The organism is Rahnella aceris (genome assembly GCF_011684115.1).
GTDB classification, from domain to species: Bacteria; Pseudomonadota; Gammaproteobacteria; order Enterobacterales; family Enterobacteriaceae; genus Rahnella; species Rahnella aceris.
Genome location: NZ_JAADJV010000001.1, coordinates 2,180,973 through 2,199,555, shown reverse-complemented (window position 1 = coordinate 2,199,555; position 18,583 = coordinate 2,180,973). Strand labels below are relative to the sequence as shown.

Below are 18,583 nucleotides of genomic sequence, written 5' to 3'. Positions count from 1 at the left end.
GGTCAGTCCTTATCAACGGGAGGATGAGAATAAATGGGCGCCCGTTTCAGCCACAGTTTCAGTGCCTGCCAGTAGATAGTCAGTGCGGTTTTAGCGGTCATGACAGGCAGCCGCCACAATTGCTGACGCAACGCCGCGCGGGTCAGCGGACGGGCTGTCAGTGAAAGGGCTGCATCGAATTCCCGTTCTTTACGGTGATTTTCGATAGTGATGTGTAACTGCTTTCCAGGGGGTGTCAGCCGCCAGTGATAGACCATGTCCATCGGATTAAAGGGCGACACATGAAAGGCTTTCGGCACCGGTTGTGAACCGTCAGGCAGAACGGCGTAAGTGTGACGTTCGTTCCAGGGGGTATTGCGCACCTCGGCCAGCATCCAGCGCAAAACACCATGCTGATCATAAAGATAGTAAAAATTCACCGGATTGAAATAACAGCCGAAATAACACAACTGACATAACAACATCACCCGCCCGTCCGGGCGTTCGCCGGTCAGCGCTTCGATTCTCGCCTGCGCTTTGGTTTTGATATCACCGCCGCCGAGATAATCTTTGCGGCGAAAACTGGCGGCGGAAAACCGGTCGAGCTGGATACCTTGTGCAGGTAACTGGTCCAGTTCATCAAGGTCAATCAGCGGCATGAAAATATCGTAGTCGAATCGGTGTTCAACCGGCGTAAACCGCCGATGGCGCACCGTGCCGACATACAACTGGCTGTTCATGACGCCTCCCGTTTTTCCTGCTCATTCTGTTGCTGCGCACTGAAAAGTTGCAGATTGAGTTGTTCCACCACGTCACGCGCACTGTTGACACCGTCCTCGTGAAAGCCGTTGTACCAGTACGCACCGCAGAACCAGGTGCGGTTGTGGCCGTTGATCCGGTGGCGTTCCTGCTGTGCGTGGCGGCTGCCCAGATTGAGAACCGGGTGCATATACGTGGTGCGGAACAGGACTTTGTTTTCATCAATCGGCGTCAGTGGATTGAGTGACACGCAAAATGTCTGCGGCGTATTCAGCCCCTGCAAAATATTCATGTTATAGGTCACGCTGGCGCGGCGGCAGTGCGAAGGATTGCTGTCGCGTATATCCGCGTGGTCCGCCAGATTCAGCGCGTTCGGCAACTGATAATTCCAGCTCGCCCAGGCGCGTTTTTCGCGAGGCAGCAGGTGGGTATCGGTATGCAAAATGACGTCGTTGCTCTGATAAGGCAGGGCAGTGAGAATGCTTTGCTCATCAGCAGTGGCGTTGTCACCCAGAATGGTCAGCACCTGATCGGAATGGCAGGCGAAAATAATCTGATCAAAATGCGCCTCGCCATGCGGGGAATGCAGCGTCACACCGCAGGGTGTGCGGACGACTTTACTGACCGGTGCGCTGGTCAGCAGCCTGACGCGGGCCGGCAGTTTTTCCTGCATCCGGCGGATATATTCCCGTGAACCGCCGGGGACCACCATCCATTGCGGGCGGTTGCTGACGTCCAGTAATCCGTGATTATCGAAAAAGCGCAGGAACATCGACAGGGGGAAATTCGCCATATCGCTCAGCGAAGAAGACCAGATGGCCGCCCCCATCGGCAGCACATAATGCAGGGCGAAAAACGGGGTGAAACCGTTTTGATCGAGCAAGTCAGCCAGCGTATCTTCGTCATTGTGCGGATTCAGCAGGCGCGCCTTGCACAGTTTGTTAAACCGCAGGATCTCGAGAATAAAGCGCCAGAATTGCGGTTTGAGCAGGTTGCGGCGCTGGGCAAACAGGCTGTTCAGCGAGTGGCCGTTGTATTCGAGTTTATTAACCGGATTGCGTACGGAAAAACTCATTTCCGTCGGCTGTCCTTCAATGCCCAGTTCTTTGAGCAGGGCAATAAAATGCGGGTATGTCCGGGAGTTATAGACAATAAAACCGGTATCGATGGCGTATTCTTTTCCGTCGGAAATCACATCCTGCGTGGCAGTATGTCCGCCTAAGGTTTCAGACGCTTCAAAGACGGTAATCTCACAGCCGGGCTGACTTTTTGCCAGCAGCCAGGCACAGCTCAGCCCTGAAATTCCGCTGCCTACAATCGCCACTTTTGTTGTCATTTTATTTCACCATTTTCCGGCATAACCATTGTTGCAAACTGACGGGCAGCAAGGAGAGCACCTTGAGTAAACGGGCAAAAAGCGGAGGGAAGGCGATTTCACTCGCACCGCGCGCCAGTTTTTTACGAATGTGCTTCGACGCCTGGGCGACGCTCACCATCATCGGCATCGGGAAGTCATTGCGCGATGTCAGTGGTGTTTCGACAAAACCCGGCTGAATCAGCGAAATGTGAATCTGACGTTTCGCCAGATCAACCGCCAGAGAGCGGGCAAAAAAGGCCAGCGCGGCTTTGGATGCCCCATAGGCTTCACTGCGTGAAAACGGCAGCAGCCAGGCGACGGAACCCACCAGCGCTATCCGGCTGCCGGGCGCTAAGCCGGGGAGCAGGGCGTCGAGGCAATTGACCGGGCCGGAAAAATTGGTGTTCATCACCCGCATGACTTTTTCGGCATCGACGACGCCGTTGTCGAGATATTCGCAGGTGCCCGCGCAAAGAATCACTAAATCGGCCTGCCTGCCCTGCAATGCTTCACGGGTAGCCTGTAAATCGGTGATATCAAAACACAGCGGGATGATCAGCGGGCTGGTGGCGGCGACGGCCGTCAGCTTTGCGCCATCTCGCCCGCAGGCAATGACCTCCCAGCCTCCGCTGGCATAATCCAGTGCCAGTTGTTTGCCAATGCCAGAACTGGCACCGGTAATCAGTACGCGCCCCATTATTTCAACCTGGCTTTGACGGCGCGCACGACACCGCCGAGCACCGGAATGTGCTCGTACAACATGGCACCGAGATCGTAATAATCGCGCTGATAGATAATAAGGTTTTCATTCAGGCGCAGATGGCTTGTGCCATCAAGAAACATTGCCTGACCTTTTTTCAACGCCGGGTGTGAGAATTCCATCCGCCAGAACAGCGACACTTCGTCACCCTGAATAAGTGGAGGCTGGATCTCAAAGCGGCAGTAATTCGTTTTCTCAAGCAACTGCGCAAAATAGTGTTCCAGCGCATCCACGCCGTCGTAATGTGAAACCGGATCGATAAACACCACATTCGGATGATAAATAAGGGAAAGCTGCGGCAGGCGGCTGATATCAAGGTGACGGTAAAATTCGCACAGCCGTGTCAGAACGTCGGCCGGGGTTGCGTGTTCAGAAGCATGTTTAAGCATCATTTTTTCCTTCCCGACGAACAGGCTCAATACGAAGGCTGGCGCGATGATCATGGTCATCGGGGGAGGCGCTGAGCTCATCTTCCTTAGCGTCTGTTTCTTCTGCACCGAGCAGGATAGCTGAGCTGCCCAGCAGGATGATCGACAAACCCTGCGCCATCCAGTTCTGCAGCCGCTGGCGCTGAACCTGCGTCAGCTTGCCTTCGGACCACAACAGAATTTGCGAGCCGCTCAGGTTTTCCAGATACGGCTCGCTGAGAGGAACCGGCAATATTTCGACCTGCAAACCTTCTTCGCACCGCACAATGGCCTCAAGCCACAACTCGGTGCTGTCTGTGTTCCCCCAGCCGATCAGCGTGGCAGCCGGTCCGGGACGCTTACGGGCGGCGTTCATGCACATCACCGCGTGTTCAATGATCAGACCGTCAAGCTGGCTGCGCAGCATCAGCAGTCGTGAATCGCCGGAACTCAGGCGCTCACGCAGGGGGCGAAGCACGTTATTCACAAATGTTACCGCCGGGTATTCACGACCGAACTCCAGCATCAACTGACGAACTTTTTGCGGGCGGCCATCCTGTAAGGCGGTCAGCAGCTGATGTTCTGACTGCGACCAGCCACCGGGTAGCACGTCCACTTTACCTTCCAGCAAAGATTTCACCTGACCAACCGGAATACCGCGATTGATCCAGCCCAGAATGGTGCGGATGGTGTCGAGATCATCATCATTAAACAGACGATGGCCACCCTCTGTGCGCTGTGGCTTCAGCAGGCCATAACGCCGCTGCCAGGCACGCAACGTGACCGGGTTGATACCACAAATTCGGGCGACTTCACCGATGCTGTACAGAGACATATTTCCATCCAAATATTCATACCACTTATAAGCTAACTCTAGCGCCACATCGTAAAGTTGTACAACTTTATTATTTCTGTACAACTTGGAAAATCCTTTTGGTTACACTTTTTTAACTTGCGACATTCTCATATAAGAGATATTTTCCCTGTATTGAGATTTCACGACAGGGTAAGAAAATGGGAGAAGGGCAGGACAATCACGATCTCCGTCTGGCGGAACGGCTGGCTGAATTACGCGTCAGCCAGGGCTGGTCACTTGAACAACTGGCGCAGATGACCGGCATAAGCCGCGCGACACTTTCACGCGTGGAGCGGGCAGAGACCAGCCCGACGGCCTCGTTGCTGGGCAAACTGAGTGCGGCTTACGGGCTGACCACTTCCCGTTTGCTGATGGCGCTGGAAGATAACCCCCCGGAGCTTATCCGCGCATCGCAACAACCGGTGTGGCATGACCGGGAAACCGGCTTCGAGCGTCGTTCCGTTTCCGCACCGGCACCGGGTTTTCGTGCTGAGTTGATTTCAGGTGTGCTGAAAGCTGGCGCCAGCATTACTTACGACGCACCGCCGGTAGAGGGACTCGAACAGCATATCTGGATGCTTGAAGGTGTACTGGAATTTGTGCTCGATGGCCGCAGTTACCGGCTGGAACCGGGCGACTGCCTGCGTTTTCATCTTCACGGCAGGACTTCTTTCTATGTGCCCGGCCCGGCAGATGCCCGCTACGCCATCGTCATTTCACGTCCTTAAATGTCTGACTGAGTAAGGTTTAACATGATGCAAAACAGCAATGAAGTGGTGATCAGTGAAGTGCAGGGCGGCGTATTGTCGCAAATCGATCTGGATGCGCTGGCCGAAACCCTGATGCAGTCCGTGGCGTTGGGTGCCAGCATCGGTTTTATTTTGCCTTTCGGTTTTGTGCAGGCGCAGGCGTTCTGGCAAAAGCTGTTACCGGCTTTTGAGCGTGGCGAAAAACGCCTGCTGGTGGCGCGCATGGCAGGCAAAATCATCGGCACGGTGCAACTGGTGGTCGATCAGCCCGCCAACGGTGCGCACCGCGGTGACGTGGTTAAACTGATGGTTCACCCCGATGGCCGCCGCAAGGGTATCGCGCGTAAACTGATGACGGCGGTTGAAGCGCTGGCGCGGGAAGAGGGCAAAACCTTGCTGGTGCTGGATACCGTCACCGGCAGTCCGGCACAGACATTGTATGAAAATCAGGGTTTCACCCTGAGCGGGACGATTCCGCATTATGCGATGTCGACGGGGGGAATGCTGGAGTCGACGAGTGTGATGTATAAGGTGCTGGTGTGATCTGATTTTGACCGAATCAGGGGCGGTTTTAACTTCAACTTCAAATTCAAATTCAAATTCAAGGTCGTGGGCGTCGGCCCACACCGACTTGGGGGACGGCTTATCGCCGCCGCCCCCCAAGACCCCCCGGGCTCTTTCACTGCGCGCTCCGCTCGCTGACTATGTTTCATCAGCCGCAGTGATAGCCGCAAAATCCCGCCGCTGCGCGGTTCCCTCCCATCGGGTTACAACCCGCGCAAAAAGATGCGCGGTTTTCCACCTCTCGTCCGGCGGTATTTTGGAACCGGCCTCAGGCTCTTAATTCACAACCTGACTGATTTTGAAATCTTAAACTGTCTGCCCTTGAATTTAAGATCCCGCGGGCGATTCAGAAATCTTGCTGAACGGAGCGGCTTCGAGACCTATGGCTCGAAGACCGAGAGAAGGTACCGCGCAGCGGCAAGATTTCCAGCCTGTCGCTGTGGTTTCTGAAACATAGCCAGCGAGCGAAGCGCGCAGTTAAAAAAACGCAGGATTCCAAAGGGTTTCGTTTAAAACCCTTTGGGCCAGTGTGGGCGGCAAGCCCACGGTGTTGACCTTAAAGAGGCCGAAATATAGCAGCGGCCTCCGCTATCTCTTCTGGATATACGTCAGCGCTAACGCCACTGCCAGCACTAACCCTTTGATGATATCCATCGCATAATACGGCACCGACAACATCACCAGCCCGTTCGACAGCACGCCTAAAATCACCGCGCCAAGCAGTGTGCCGAGCGCATTCGGTTTACCGGAACCTGCCAGCGAGAAACCGATATAAGCGGCGGCAACGGCATCCATCAGATAGCCGCCACCGGCATTCACCTGTGAAGACCCGATGCGTGAAGCCAGCAAAATCCCGCCTGCACCGGCCAGAACAGATGACATCACATACGCAATCACGCGGTAGCGCGCGGTGCGGATCCCCGCCAGACGTGCGGCCAGCGGATTTCCGCCGATGGCGTACATGCGGCGGCCATGCTTGGTCAGCGACATAAACAGTTGCACCGCAATGGTCACGACGGCCATCACGATCACAATCACCGGCACCTGACCGAGCAGGCTGAACACCGCAGGGACCGTGCCTTCGGCCATGTCGCCGCTCGGCAATAACATGTTTTCAGTGATGGAACCGCCGTAGCTGTAAGTCATCGCTGCGCCCTGAATCACAAACAGACTGGCGAGCGTTGCCAGCATGTCAGGAATTTTCAGGATGACGATCAGAAAGGCGTTGAACAGGCCGACCAGCGTGCACAACGCCAGCGTGATAAGTATCGCTTCGGTCGTGCCGAAACCGTGCCAGACGAACATCGAAATCACCAGCGCATTGGCAAGCGATGCCGTGGAGCCGACCGATAAATCGAAGCCGCCGACCGCCAGGGAAATCGACACGCCGATGGCAATCACCGTCACGATGGCAATCGAACGCAAGATATTGATGATGTTCGACGGTTCGAGGAAGTTATCTGACGCCAGACCAAAAGCGGCGATCAGCAACACCACGGTCAGCAACATGCCCCATTTATATAAAAATTCGAACAGCTGATGACGCCACGGCTGGCGGGCATCGGGCACGTTTTCTTTACTCACCACGGCTTTGTTCACGCGGGTATTCCTCCGGTTGAATAGACTAATAAGGTTTCTTCGTCGACGTCTGCGGCGTTCAGTTCGGCGACGATACGGCCGTCCCATAACACCAGAATGCGGTCGCATAAACCGACCAGTTCGGCGAACTCACCGGAAGCATAAATAATGCCTTTTCCCTGTTGCGCCAGGCCGTCGATCAGCCTGAACACGTCCGTTTTGGCCTTGATGTCCACGCCTTTGGTCGGTTCGTCGAAGATCAACACCTGACTCTCACTGCGCAGCCATTTCCCGATGGCGACCTTTTGCTGGTTGCCGCCGGAAAGCCGGGCCAGCTTCTGCATCGGCCCGGAAGCGCGAATGCCTAAGCGGCTGATAATGTCTTTTGCCCATGACAGCGACTGGCGCGCGTTGAAAATACTCCAGCGCGAAAAGGTGTCATCAGCGGTCACACTCAGGTTCATCGGGATATTTTCGTCAATGAAAATCCCTTCCTTGCGCCGTTCTTCCGGTACTAACGCCAGCCCCTGTTCGACAGAAAGGTGCGGCTCTTTCGGCTTCCACGGTTTGCCATTCAGCTCACCGCTTTCTACCTGACTCGGCGTTGCGCCAAACAACGCTTTGCACAGTTCCGTTTTTCCGGCTCCCGCCAGCCCGGCGATGCCGAGAATTTCGCCACGATGCAGTCGCAGCGAGATATCGCGCAGTTTGTCTTTATCGTGCATCCCGTGAATGCTTAGCAGCGTTTCACCGCTGTGCGGCGGACGGCGCGGCGGATAAATATCGTCGAGCTGATGGCCGATCATTTTCTCGATGATGTGTTCATTGCTCAGACCGTCCATGCTGTCATCGCTGACCAGACGCCCGTCACGCAGCACCGTCATACGGTCGCAGATATCGCGCAGTTCATGAATGCGATGCGAGATAAATACGATCGCCATTCCGGCGGCTTTCAGCTTGCGGACCAGCGCGAACAGGCGTGCACTTTCCGCCTGATCCAGCGGGGCGGTCGGTTCATCAAGGATCAGAAAACGGCATTTATGCGATAACGCCCGCGCCAGCAAAATCAGTTGTTTCTCGGCCAGCGTGCAGCTTTCGATCCGCGCCCGCAGGCTGATGTTCAGCCCGAGTTGCTCAGTCAGCAGTTGCGCCTGACGATAAAGTTGCGGCCAGTTATGCAGATGGCCCGGTTCGGAAAGGCGGTCGAGCATGATGTTTTCGGCAACGTTCAGCGTCGGCACCAGCGCGACGTCCACTTCCTGCTGCACCAGATGAATACCGTGCTCGCGGGCATGATGTGGCAGGCGGATATTTACCGCTTCGCCGTCGATAGTGATCTGCCCGGTGTAATGGTCATGCGTGCCGGAAAGCACCGCCATCAGCGTCGATTTCCCCGCGCCGTTTGCGCCGACTAATGCATGGACGGATCCGCCTTCCAGCGTGAAATCCACCTGGCGCAGGGCAGGAAAACCGGCAAATGAAATCGAGATATTACGCATCTCAAGGAGGGAGGAAGTCACTGGGCGTTGGGCCTTATTAAATAGACGGTTGGGGATTTAGACGTTTAGCCGTCTAAGACTCGCAGTAGCAGAGTTTTAACATATCAGGGAATTTAAGCAACAAAATAAAAGTGATAACTAAGAGCGAAAAGATCTAAAGTCTTCAGCGGAAACTCGATCGACTCCCTCCCCTGCGAAGGGGAGGGTTGGGGTGGGGTATTAAAGACAAATCAGCGGGTTAAGTCACTGCGCAGGCATTTGCGTTAATACTTAAAACCCCCTCCCGGCCTCCCCCTTCGCAGGGGGAGGAGCTAAAAGCAGATCATTCCTCGCTGAATCCAAGCGCCACCCCAAGCCCGTCCGCTGCCCGGACAGACACACGGTTAACGTCATCCCTGAAAAGTATTTCCCCGACCCGCAAACTATTCCGTACTGCCTCCAGCGACCGCGTGGCGAATTCCAGTCCGACCATGCGGGCGCTGCCGTTCTCGCCTTCCGGCACAATGCCGAATTCAGCGGCGGCTTGCTCCGGTGTGATAAACCGGACGGTGGCGCGGCCTGCGCGCAGCACGACTTCCTGCGGTTTGAACTCCAGCGCACTGACACCAAACAATTCGCCATACACCTTAGCGGCTTCCTGCGGATTTGCCGCAGAAATCACGAAACCGGTGATATCGGCAACACCGTTCGGGTGGTGTTGCCATTCGTTGCGCCACACCAGTTCCGGCGTCAGATGATGACAAAAGAAACTGCGGCCATTCGGTACGCGGCTGGCGGCCAGCGGTACGGTGCGGAATCGCGCATTCGGTGAAGTGCCGTCGTTGAGCCCGACGGGGCGGAAGAACTCCGCCGGTGCGGAACCGGCAATATCTTGCTGTTGCAGATGTTCGTATACCGCCGATGAATTCTGCGTTTTCCACACCAGACCGGTCAGGCCAAGCGGTGCCTGCCACAGGTCTTTGCGGGTGTGAGCGTTGCCCGGCTCATAGCCGAGCAGTTCAAGATAGTTTTCGCCGAAAATCGCCAGATGATTACTGGATCCCAGCGAGTGATGGCCACGCGGCGTGAGATGAAACCCCAAACGGCGGAACTGCTGCCCGGCCTGATCCAGTTGTTCGGCGACGTTGATCACCACGTGATCAAGCTGCGGGCGAAGGGGCTGCGAATGTTGTGCTTCAGTCATTAAACGGTTCTCCCAGCGTTAACATCAGACGGTTTGCCCAGGCGAAGAACGCCGCAGACTGCGCCAGATCGACAATCTCCAGCTCACTTAAACCCTGCTCGCGCAGCGCCGCAATGTGCTGCTCCGTGGCGACCGGTGGTGTGGCGGAAAGCGCGGCGGCGAAATCAATTTCGGCCTGCCAGCGCGGGGATTGCTCTTTGCTGAGAATGCCGCCCGGCGGGGTGTCGATCAGACGCTGGACATCTTCCGTCTGTTTGGAAAGCTGGCTGGCTTTGCGTGAATGCACCGAGGCGCAGTAAATACAGCCGTTAATTTTGCTGGCAACCGTCGCCGCCAGTTCGCGCTCTTTGCGCGGCAACCCGCCTGCGGTGTAGAAAATTCCTTTGTCGGTCAGCGTGCGCTGTTCGAGTACCGGTAAATTACGACCTAACAGGCGGAAATAGTCAGAATCGGTATGGCCGAATTTCGCCAGAATAGCCTGCTGGGCTTCATCAAATTCTTCCAGTTTTTTCGCCGGGATCCACGGCTCCCAGCCCAGTTCTTCCTGGGTAAAGGCCTGCGGTGCATCGCGGCCGCTGTGGGTATTGGGTTCGGTGCGCCAGAACGCGGCACCGACCGGCTTATTGCTGCCGTTCTCCACCGGCTTGCCACCGATCAGACGGTAGCTGCGCAGCACGCGGCTCTGGAAACTGACGAAGGCGATCAGTTGCGACAGCGTCACAATGGCATCCACCGACCAGCCGGCTTTTTTCAGTGCCTGCAAATGCGCCGGAGTCGCGCTGGCAGGTTTGAAGCTCAGGCGTTCGCCGTGGGTCAGTGCCGCGTCGAGGCGCGCGGTTTCGTCGATATCCGGCAAATCCTGCAAACGCTCGGAATAGTGGTTAGTCAGTTGCGAATCGCCGTGCCAGCGCGCGACGTTTTGCGCCAGCCTCAGGCGCTCAGCCAGTGAGAAATCCACGCCATCCTGTTCGGTAAACAGCGCGTCATAGCTGCCCTGTGCGTGACGGGTGGTGGCGTCGCGGGTATCACGAGCCTGTTTCAATGCGGAATCCGGGGCAATATCGGCCAGTTTTTCCAGCAGGTCGGTCGAAAAGGTAGTCATAGGGCTTCCCTTGAGAATGAGGAATCGGCAGAAGAGGTGGAAACACTGCGTTGCGGCGTGCGGCGAACCCAGCCGAGCGCGGGCGCAACGTGACGGGCAATCAGTTCGATGGAGCGTAAAATATACGGATGCGGCGGATCGATGGAATGCACCTGAAACGCCAGATCGGTGACGCGGGCCAGCGCGGTATCGGCCTGCAACGTTGCGGTCACCTGCGCTGGCGTGCCGAGATGCACGTCGAAGGCGCGGATATAATCATCCAGCGTGTCGCCTTGCACAGTCTGTCCGCTGGCGCGGTGATTTTCGGCCTGACGGCGTAAGCCTTTTTGCGCCAGCTCACGCGCTTCATCGCCATTTTCGGTGACGAATGCGGTACGCGAACCCATGATGCGCGGCGGTACGCCTTCCGGCAGTGCATCCAGATAGGCATCGATAATCGGGTTTTGCAGCTCATCGAGACGCAAATCCGGCGCGTCCGCCGGACGTGGCTGGGTGCGCGAGAGCATCAGTCCGTCGCCGGATTTACCGGCACGTGCGCCGCCGTCCACCGAGAAAGTCGCCTGCCAGACGCGGTTCGCCAGTTGCGGCGCCGCCGGATATAAGCGGTTATCGGTGCCCGCCAGCGGTTCGCCACGCCAGGCGGTGAGCAGGGTTTGCAGATTATTGCCAAATGCCGTACCGCGTTCGTGACTTTCCAGCCCGAACGGCGGGAAGGATGACGGTGTGCCGCCGGAGCCTAAACCAACCTCAAGCCGTCCGCCGGAGAGTAAATCCAGCACGGCGGTGTCTTCGGCAACGCGCAATGCGTTTTCCATCGGCAGCGTGATTACGCCGGTGCCGAGACGGATAAAGCGGGTATGCGCCGCCACCTGTGCAAGAAAAACCAGTGGCGCAGGCAGGCCGCCCTCGGCTTCATGAAAATGGTGCTGCGCGACCCACGCGGAATCAAAACCTAACTGTTCGGCATGAATGATTTGCTCGGTCGCCAGCCGGTAACGTTCCTGCGCACTGGTGTTGTCCAGCAGGCGGGTGAAAAATCCAAGACGTTTACTGCTCATAATGTCCCTCTTGTTTCATGGTCTGGTTTATGCGGCGCGGTGGCGACCGGGAATAGCATCGATTAGCTGGCGGGTGTAATCGCTGGAAGGCAGGGCGAAAACGTCTTCCACCTTGCCGGAATCCACCTGCTGCCCGCGGTTTAACACCGAGACGCTGTGTGAGATTTGCCGGACGGTGGCCAGATCGTGCGAAATAAACAAATAGGTCAGGCCGAGTGAGTCCTGTAACTGCTGAAGTAACGTCAGGATTTGCGCCTGCACGGTGACGTCGAGCGCCGACGTGGCTTCATCAAGGATCAGCACTTTCGGCTCTAAAATCAGCGCGCGCGCAATCGCCACACGCTGGCGCTGACCGCCGGACAGTTCGCGAGGTTTACGGCTGAGTAATTCTTCCGGCAGCGCCACGCGGCGGGCGATATCCAGCACCCGTTCACGGCGCACGGCAGCCGGGATTTTTTCGAAATTCAGCAGCGGTTCTTCGATCACGCGAAACAGCGTTTGCGACGGATCCAGCGAGGCGAACGGGTTCTGATATACCAGTTGGATTTTCTTGCGTAACTGCCGCAAGGCTTCACCTTTTAGCCGTGTGATGTCTTCACCGTCGATCAGTACGCGTCCGCTGTCCGGTTTCTGAAAACCGAGCAGAATGCGCGCCAGCGTGGTTTTGCCGGAGCCGGATTCGCCGACCAGCGAATGGGTGGTGCCGCGCGGAATGCTGAATGACACGTGATCCACCGCGCGGAACGCCGCCTGATGTTTGCCACCCAGCGTGAAATCATGGGTGATGTTTTCGACCACCAGCACCGGATCTTCCGCTGCGCGAAGTTGTGCACGGTGACGGCCGGAAAGGGCCGGGGCATCGGCGAAAAGCTGGCGGGTGTAATCACTTTTCGGTGCATCCAGCACCTCGCGTGTGATGCCCTGTTCCTGCACTTTGCCGTGACGGAACACCAGCAACCGGTCAGCGCGTTCGGCAGCAATCGCCAGGTCATGCGTCACCAGCAACACGGCGGTGCCGGATTCGCGGCGCAGTTCGTCGATCAAATCCAGAATGCGTTTTTGCACTGTGACGTCCAGCGCGCTGGTCGGCTCATCGGCGATGATCAGCGCCGGTTGCAGCGCAATGGCAATGGCGATTAAAACGCGCTGTTTCATGCCGCCGGAAAGCTCGTGCGGATACTGTTTCGCCCGTTGCTCAGGATGCGAAAGACCGACGCGTGACAGCAGTTCCACCACGCGGGCGTCGCGCTGCACACGCGGCAGGCGCTGATGGATATCGAGAATTTCCGCCACCTGCGAACCGATGGTTTTCACCGGATCCAGCGAACTGGTCGGATCCTGCGGAATGAGGCTGATGCGCGCACCGCGCAGGGCATCAAGACGGCGCTGCGACCACTGGCTGATGTCGGAACCGTTCAGACGGATTTCGCCCTGTTCGATATGGCCGTTCTCTGCCAGCAGGCCAATAATCGCCTGTGCGGTGGTGGTTTTCCCTGAGCCGGATTCGCCGACCAGCGCCAGCACCTCCCCGGCGTTAATGGAAAACGATACGTTATACACCACCGGTTTGCCGTCGTAGGCAATCGATACGTTTTCCAGTTCGAGAACCGGCGGAGCGTCATGCGTAAAAGTGGCCTGTGCGTTCATCGCGTTCTCCTGCGTAATGACTGGCTGATGCGGTTGGCGGAAAGCACCACTAAAACCACCACCACGCCGGGGAAGGTGGTCAGCCACCAGGCGGTGGAAATGTAATTGCGGCCTTCGGCAATCAGTAAACCCCATTCCGGTGTCGGCGGTGGCGTGCCATAACCGAGAAAACTCAGGGTGGAAATCGCCAGAATCGCGCTGCCAAACTGCAACGCCGAGAAGGCGATCACTGAGGTCAGCGAGTTGGGCAAAATGTGTCGCCACAAAACAGCGAAGAAGGATCCGCCGCTGCCGTACGCGGCTTCGACGTAATCGCTGTGACGTACCAGCACCACTTCGGCACGTGCCAGGCGGGCGAAGTTGGCAACCGACGTCACACCGACGGCAATCGCCGCATGAACCGTGCCGAAGCCGAGCAGAATAATCACGCTCAGTGACAACAGCAGGCCGGGAATTGACAGCAATACGTCATTGATGCGCATGACAATGGCATCCACCAGACCGCCGCTGGCACCCGCCGCCAGCCCTAGCGCGGTGCCGAACACCAGCCCGAGCGCCACCGCGACCAGTGCACCGGAAAGGGAATGCGATGCGCCATACACAATGCGTGCGTACACATCGCGGCCGAGCTGATCCGTGCCCAGCCAGTGTCCGGCCTGCGGCGCCAGACGCTGCGCCCCGGCAATCCCTTCGGTACCGCTGTAATCCGTAAATAAGCCGGGGGCAATCGCCCACAAAATGACGGTCGCCATCACCAGCCAGGCGAGAATTAAGCCCGGCTGCAGGCGGGCGGGTTTCCAGCGGCGGCGCTGTGTCACCGGCAACGACAGAATGCTTTTGCCAAGCGGTAAACTGCTCATGCGGTGGCTCCTCCTGAATGTTTAGAGGCAGAGGTTTTAAGGCGCGGGTCGAGCAGCGGATACAGCAAATCGACCAGTAAATTGATGCCAACAAAGGCGGCGGCGGAAATCACCACAATCGCCTGCAATACCGCGACATCCTGATTATTCACTGCCTGCTGGGTCAGTTGCCCGAGGCCGTTAAGACCGAAGACGGTTTCGGTGATCAGCGCTCCGGCAATCAGTTCGCCAAACAGCAAACCGGCAATGGTCAGCGCCGGAAGCAGGGCGTTGCGCGCCACATGACGCCACAACACGCCGCTGCGGCTGGCACCTTTGGCGCGGGCGACGGCGACAAACGGCTGGGTTTGCACCTGATCAATACTGCGGATGAGGATCTGCGCCAGCGGCGCGGAAATCGGTACCGCCAGGGTGATAACCGGCAGAATCAGCCCGACCCATTCACCCGGATTAATCACCGGGATCCAGCGCAGATGGAACGAGAAAAACTGAATCAGCGCGATGCCCAGCCAGAAGGTCGGGATGGAAATAAACAGCGACGGCACCGCCTGAAAAGCATTTTTCAGCCAGCCGAAATGCAACAGGCTGGAAAGAAATGCCAGCGCAAAAGCCACCACGGCGGCCAGAGCAAAACCCATCAGCGCCAGACGCAGTGTCGGCGGAAAGTTGCTGCTGAGTAATTCGGTGACCGGTACGCCAGCCTGAATCGAGTAACCCAGATCCCCGCGCAGGAAATTGCCCAGCGTATGCAGATATTGTTGCCAGACCGGCACATCCGCGCCGTAAGCGGCACGCATATCGGCGATTTGTGCCGGGCTTAATCCCATGTCCGGGTTCTGGAATTTAATCAGAATCGCGTCGCCGGGCAGCACCTGCAACAGGATGAAGGAGACGGTAAACGCCGCCCACAACACCAGCAAAGCCTGCCCGAATCGACCGCTCACGTATCGGCTCATGATTTACTCCCCGTCAGTTAATGCTTTTCCAGCCATGCGCCGTAGAAGCTCGGACGCCCGACCGCTTCAAAGCTTACGCCTTTGAAATACGGCGCACCGGCAAACACCTGCGGCTCTTCGAAAATCGGAATGACATACGCCTGATCGAGCAGGTAGTTCTGCACGTCACCGGTCAGTTCAAGCCGTTTTTTCGGATCGACTTCGGCAGAAATCGCGGTCAGCAGATCGTTAAGTTTGTCGTCACGGAAGCTTTTCACCTTGCTGCTCAGGCCGCCTTTTTGCAGCAGCGCATCGCGGTTGGTCGGGTAGAAGGAGCTTTTGATGACGTCCGGATCGGCGCGTCCGACTTCCACCACGTTAGCCGGGGTTTTCTCCGGATCGAGGTTATCCGCTACGCGGCTGCCCGCGTCGCCCGCCAGAATATTCAGCTTCGCGCCGACCTGGCTCCATTGCTGGGAAACCAGTTGCAACACCTCTTTGTTCTGCGGCTGTGGCAGCGATTCATAAATAGTCAGTGACAGCGTTTTGCCGTCTTTCTGGCGGATGCCGTCCGGGCCTGGTTTCCAGCCCGCCTCATCGAGCAGCTTTTTGGACAGCGTCGGGTCGTAGGTCAGTTTGTGGCTCAGATCGACATAACCGGCCGCCGTTTTGGCAATCACCGAAGTGGCCTGCGGATAGTTTGGTGAGAACAGCGTATCGACCACCTGTTTGCTGTTGGTGGCGTGCAGCAGCGCCTGACGCACTTTCAGATCCGACACCAGCGCGTTGTCCGGCCGGAACGAAATGCTGTCGTTAACGCCTTTGGTCGGCGCGGCATAAAGCGGGAAGTTCTGGTCTTTGGCCTGTTTCTCGTCATACGCCTGAACCTGACGGATGAAATCAGCCTGACCCGCCAGCAGTGCGCCGATACGCACGCTGTCTTCACCGGTCACGATCACTTTGATGCCGTCGAGGTTAGCGCGACCCTGCTGTTTAAGGTTTTTCGGCCCCCAGTTGTAATCCTTGCGGGCAGTCAGATCGACTTCACGCCCCAGCGTTTCTTTGCTGACCACAAACGGGCCGGAACCGATGATGTGCGTGGCGTCGCCCAGCGCATCAAAATTACGATCCAGCGTGCTCAGCGACACCAGACCGGAGCCAATGGTTGCCGTGCCCTGCAGGAATCCCGGCGAGGATTTTTTGAAATAGAACTTCACGGTCAGCGGATCAACCACTTCGCTGTGGTCATAATTGTTGATGACTTCGGAGACCGGCAGGTGATGCTCTTTGTTGCCCAGACCGTAAGTATCAAAGTTTTTGGCGACCGCGTTGGCATCGAGCGGCGTGCCGTCGGAGAAGGTCACGCCCGGACGCAGTTTAAAGGTGTATTCGGTTTTATCTGCGTTGAATGACCAGGATTCAGCAATCCAGGGTTCAATCTCCAGCGTCTTCGGATTCTGGTAAGTCAGTTTGTCGGTGATCTGATTGAGTATGCCGCCGTTCGGGTAGAAGCCACCTGCGGGCGGATACAGGTTGGTGTGCGCCTGCTGTTCAAGATAAATCAGCGTGCCGCCCTGAACCGGTGTGCCGTCGGCGGCGATGGCAGAAAACGTGCTGGTGAGAAGTGCCCCTAAAGCCAGTGCGCGGGTCACCGCGTTAATCCGGCGAATGTTCTTCATCGTTAAACCCTTTTTCTTATTGGTCATGGTGACAGGTGATGACTTTGGCGTGCTTAGAACCAAAGTGCTGAGCCCATAACAAACCAATTTAAGAGGGAGGTGAACGAAGGAATTTTGCAATCGTTAGCTGGAAACGGCATTAGGGAAAATGTGCGGGAGGCAGAAAGAAAAAAACCAGCGGCTAATCCGGACGGGTGGACCGGCTAACCGCTGGCGATCATCAAAAATGATGAGCTAAGGAGAAACTGAGGTCGTCAGTGATCTTTTAATGCAGCTTCTGTGCCAGCTTTTATTTCAGGCTGAATTTTTGCCTGTTTGCTGCGACTCAGGAAGGCATTGAGCAAAATGGCACCAAACGTGGCTGTGCCGATGCCGCCCATGCTGAAGCCGCCCAGGCTCAGGGTAAAGTTGCCTGCGCCCAGTACCAGCGTGACTGCCACCATGATCAAATTTCCGTTAAGTCCCAGATCCACCTGGTTTTGTACCCAGATGCGGGCACCTGCCACAGCAATCAGTCCGAACACCACAATCGATGCGCCGCCGAGTACCGGCCCCGGAATGGTGTGGATCAGTGCACCAAACTTGGGCGAGAAGCCCAACACAATGGCAACAATCGCCGCAGCAACAAAAATCAGCGTGGAGTAAATCTTGGTGACCGCCATCACGCCGATGTTTTCGGCATAAGTCGTCACACCGGTGCCGCCCGCCGAGGCGGAAAGTAAGGTTGCCAGACCGTCACCGACAAACGCGCGGCCCATGTACGGGTCGAGATTTTTGCCGGTCATACCGGCCACGGCTTTAATGTGGCCCAGGTTTTCCGCCACCAGAATCACCGCCACTGGCGCAATCATCAGCATGGCGTGAGAACTGAACACCGGCGTGGTGATGGCCGGGATGCCAAACCACGGCGCCTGTGCCACAGCGCTGAAATCTACCGGTGTGCCCAGCCCGAGGCCGTTGGTAATGACCATGTAAATCAGGTACGCCGCCACCAGACCGAGCAACAATAACAGGCGCTGCACCAGGCCGCGGGTGAACACCGCCACCGAGCCGATACACAGCACGGTCATTACCGCCATCCAGCTGTCAAATGAAGAGGCCGACACGCTGTTAATGGCAATCGGCGCGAGGTTCAGACCAATTGCCATCACCACCGCACCGGTGACGACCGGCGGCATCAGGCGTTCAATCCAGCGCGTACCGGCTGCCATCACCACAAAACCGATCAATGTATAAATCACGCCGCAGGCAATAATGCCCCCCAGCGCCACGCCGATATTCGGGTTCGCGCCATGGCCGCTGTAGCCGGTCACAGCGATCACCAGCCCGACAAACGCGGCGCTGGAACCGAGATAACTGGGTACGCGTCCGCCGACCACCAGGAAGAACAGCAGGGTGCCGATGCCCGACATCAAAATCGCCATGTTGGCATCAAAACCCATCAGCAATGGCATTAACACGGTGGCACCAAACATCGCCACCGTATGTTGCAGCCCCATGATTACTGTCGATCCGAACGGCAGCCGTTCATCCGGCGCGATCACTGCGCCATCCAGATTGCCTTCTCTTTTACGCCATTGTGGAAACCAGGTATTTGCCATGCACGACCCT

17 protein-coding genes are annotated in these 18,583 nt (G+C 57.0%); 2 read left to right on the top strand and 15 right to left on the bottom strand.

Going from position 1 to position 18,583, the window contains the following annotated elements; all coding sequences use genetic code 11:
• Positions 1-2 precede the first annotated feature (2 nt).
• The 5 genes from GW591_RS09995 to GW591_RS09975 are packed head-to-tail and all read right to left on the bottom strand — an operon-like array spanning position 3 to position 4,097.
• Entirely contained in the window at positions 3-719 is a 717-nt protein-coding gene (locus GW591_RS09995) for a DUF1365 domain-containing protein (protein WP_013576329.1), read from the bottom strand.
• Positions 716-2,074 carry an NAD(P)/FAD-dependent oxidoreductase gene (locus GW591_RS09990; RefSeq protein WP_166860524.1) on the bottom strand — a complete coding sequence of 453 codons (1,359 nt, stop codon included), beginning with the start codon at positions 2,072-2,074 and terminating at the stop codon, positions 716-718. The genes GW591_RS09995 and GW591_RS09990 overlap by 4 nt, the downstream gene beginning before the upstream one ends.
• A gap of 1 nt (position 2,075) precedes the next feature.
• Complete coding sequence (locus GW591_RS09985; RefSeq protein ID WP_013576327.1) at positions 2,076-2,792, bottom strand: SDR family NAD(P)-dependent oxidoreductase; 717 nt, start codon at positions 2,790-2,792, stop codon at positions 2,076-2,078.
• Positions 2,792-3,247, bottom strand: a complete 456-nt coding sequence (locus GW591_RS09980; protein ID WP_225444895.1) for a nuclear transport factor 2 family protein — start codon at positions 3,245-3,247, stop codon at positions 2,792-2,794. The genes GW591_RS09985 and GW591_RS09980 overlap by 1 nt, the downstream gene beginning before the upstream one ends.
• Complete coding sequence (locus GW591_RS09975; protein WP_126125044.1) at positions 3,237-4,097, bottom strand: MerR family transcriptional regulator; 861 nt, start codon at positions 4,095-4,097, stop codon at positions 3,237-3,239. The genes GW591_RS09980 and GW591_RS09975 overlap by 11 nt, the downstream gene beginning before the upstream one ends.
• A gap of 179 nt (positions 4,098-4,276) precedes the next feature.
• On the opposite strand from GW591_RS09975, the gene GW591_RS09970 reads away from it, so the two are divergent.
• Entirely contained in the window at positions 4,277-4,846 is a 570-nt protein-coding gene (locus GW591_RS09970) for a helix-turn-helix domain-containing protein (protein ID WP_013576324.1), read from the top strand.
• A 27-nt stretch (positions 4,847-4,873) separates the two neighbouring features.
• The gene (locus tag GW591_RS09965; protein WP_112198505.1) at positions 4,874-5,410 is read left to right on the top strand and encodes a GNAT family N-acetyltransferase; all 537 of its coding nucleotides are present in this window, start codon (positions 4,874-4,876) and stop codon (positions 5,408-5,410) included.
• Positions 5,411-6,019: 609 nt separating this feature from the next.
• On the opposite strand, the gene GW591_RS09960 is transcribed toward GW591_RS09965, so the two are convergent.
• The 10 genes from GW591_RS09960 to rutG form a co-directional block, all read right to left on the bottom strand.
• Entirely contained in the window at positions 6,020-7,015 is a 996-nt protein-coding gene (locus GW591_RS09960) for an ABC transporter permease (RefSeq protein WP_015690214.1), read from the bottom strand.
• Positions 7,016-7,026: 11 nt separating this feature from the next.
• Entirely contained in the window at positions 7,027-8,508 is a 1,482-nt protein-coding gene (locus GW591_RS09955; protein ID WP_112198698.1) for a sugar ABC transporter ATP-binding protein, read from the bottom strand.
• Between the two features lie 322 nt (positions 8,509-8,830).
• Entirely contained in the window at positions 8,831-9,691 is an 861-nt protein-coding gene (locus tag GW591_RS09950) for a VOC family protein (RefSeq protein ID WP_166860522.1), read from the bottom strand.
• On the bottom strand, positions 9,684-10,793 hold the full coding sequence (locus GW591_RS09945; RefSeq protein ID WP_166860520.1) for an alkylhydroperoxidase domain protein: 1,110 nt from the start codon (positions 10,791-10,793) through the stop codon (positions 9,684-9,686). Before GW591_RS09945 ends, GW591_RS09950 begins: the two co-directional genes overlap by 8 nt.
• Positions 10,790-11,851 (bottom strand): putative FMN-dependent luciferase-like monooxygenase, encoded by a 1,062-nt coding sequence (locus tag GW591_RS09940; RefSeq protein WP_112198066.1) that lies wholly within the window; start codon positions 11,849-11,851, stop codon positions 10,790-10,792. Before GW591_RS09940 ends, GW591_RS09945 begins: the two co-directional genes overlap by 4 nt.
• Positions 11,852-11,878: 27 nt before the next feature.
• Positions 11,879-13,498 carry a dipeptide ABC transporter ATP-binding protein gene (locus GW591_RS09935; protein ID WP_166860518.1) on the bottom strand — a complete coding sequence of 540 codons (1,620 nt, stop codon included), beginning with the start codon at positions 13,496-13,498 and terminating at the stop codon, positions 11,879-11,881.
• A complete protein-coding gene (locus GW591_RS09930) occupies positions 13,495-14,358 on the bottom strand; it encodes an ABC transporter permease (RefSeq protein WP_013576316.1) in 864 nt (287 codons plus the stop codon). The genes GW591_RS09935 and GW591_RS09930 overlap by 4 nt, the downstream gene beginning before the upstream one ends.
• Positions 14,355-15,314 carry an ABC transporter permease gene (locus tag GW591_RS09925; protein WP_131638074.1) on the bottom strand — a complete coding sequence of 320 codons (960 nt, stop codon included), beginning with the start codon at positions 15,312-15,314 and terminating at the stop codon, positions 14,355-14,357. Before GW591_RS09925 ends, GW591_RS09930 begins: the two co-directional genes overlap by 4 nt.
• A gap of 17 nt (positions 15,315-15,331) precedes the next feature.
• Complete coding sequence (locus GW591_RS09920; RefSeq protein ID WP_013576314.1) at positions 15,332-16,972, bottom strand: TIGR04028 family ABC transporter substrate-binding protein; 1,641 nt, start codon at positions 16,970-16,972, stop codon at positions 15,332-15,334.
• A 254-nt stretch (positions 16,973-17,226) separates the two neighbouring features.
• A complete protein-coding gene (rutG, locus tag GW591_RS09915) occupies positions 17,227-18,573 on the bottom strand; it encodes a pyrimidine utilization transport protein G (protein WP_166860516.1) in 1,347 nt (448 codons plus the stop codon).
• Between the last annotated feature and the right edge of the window lie 10 nt (positions 18,574-18,583).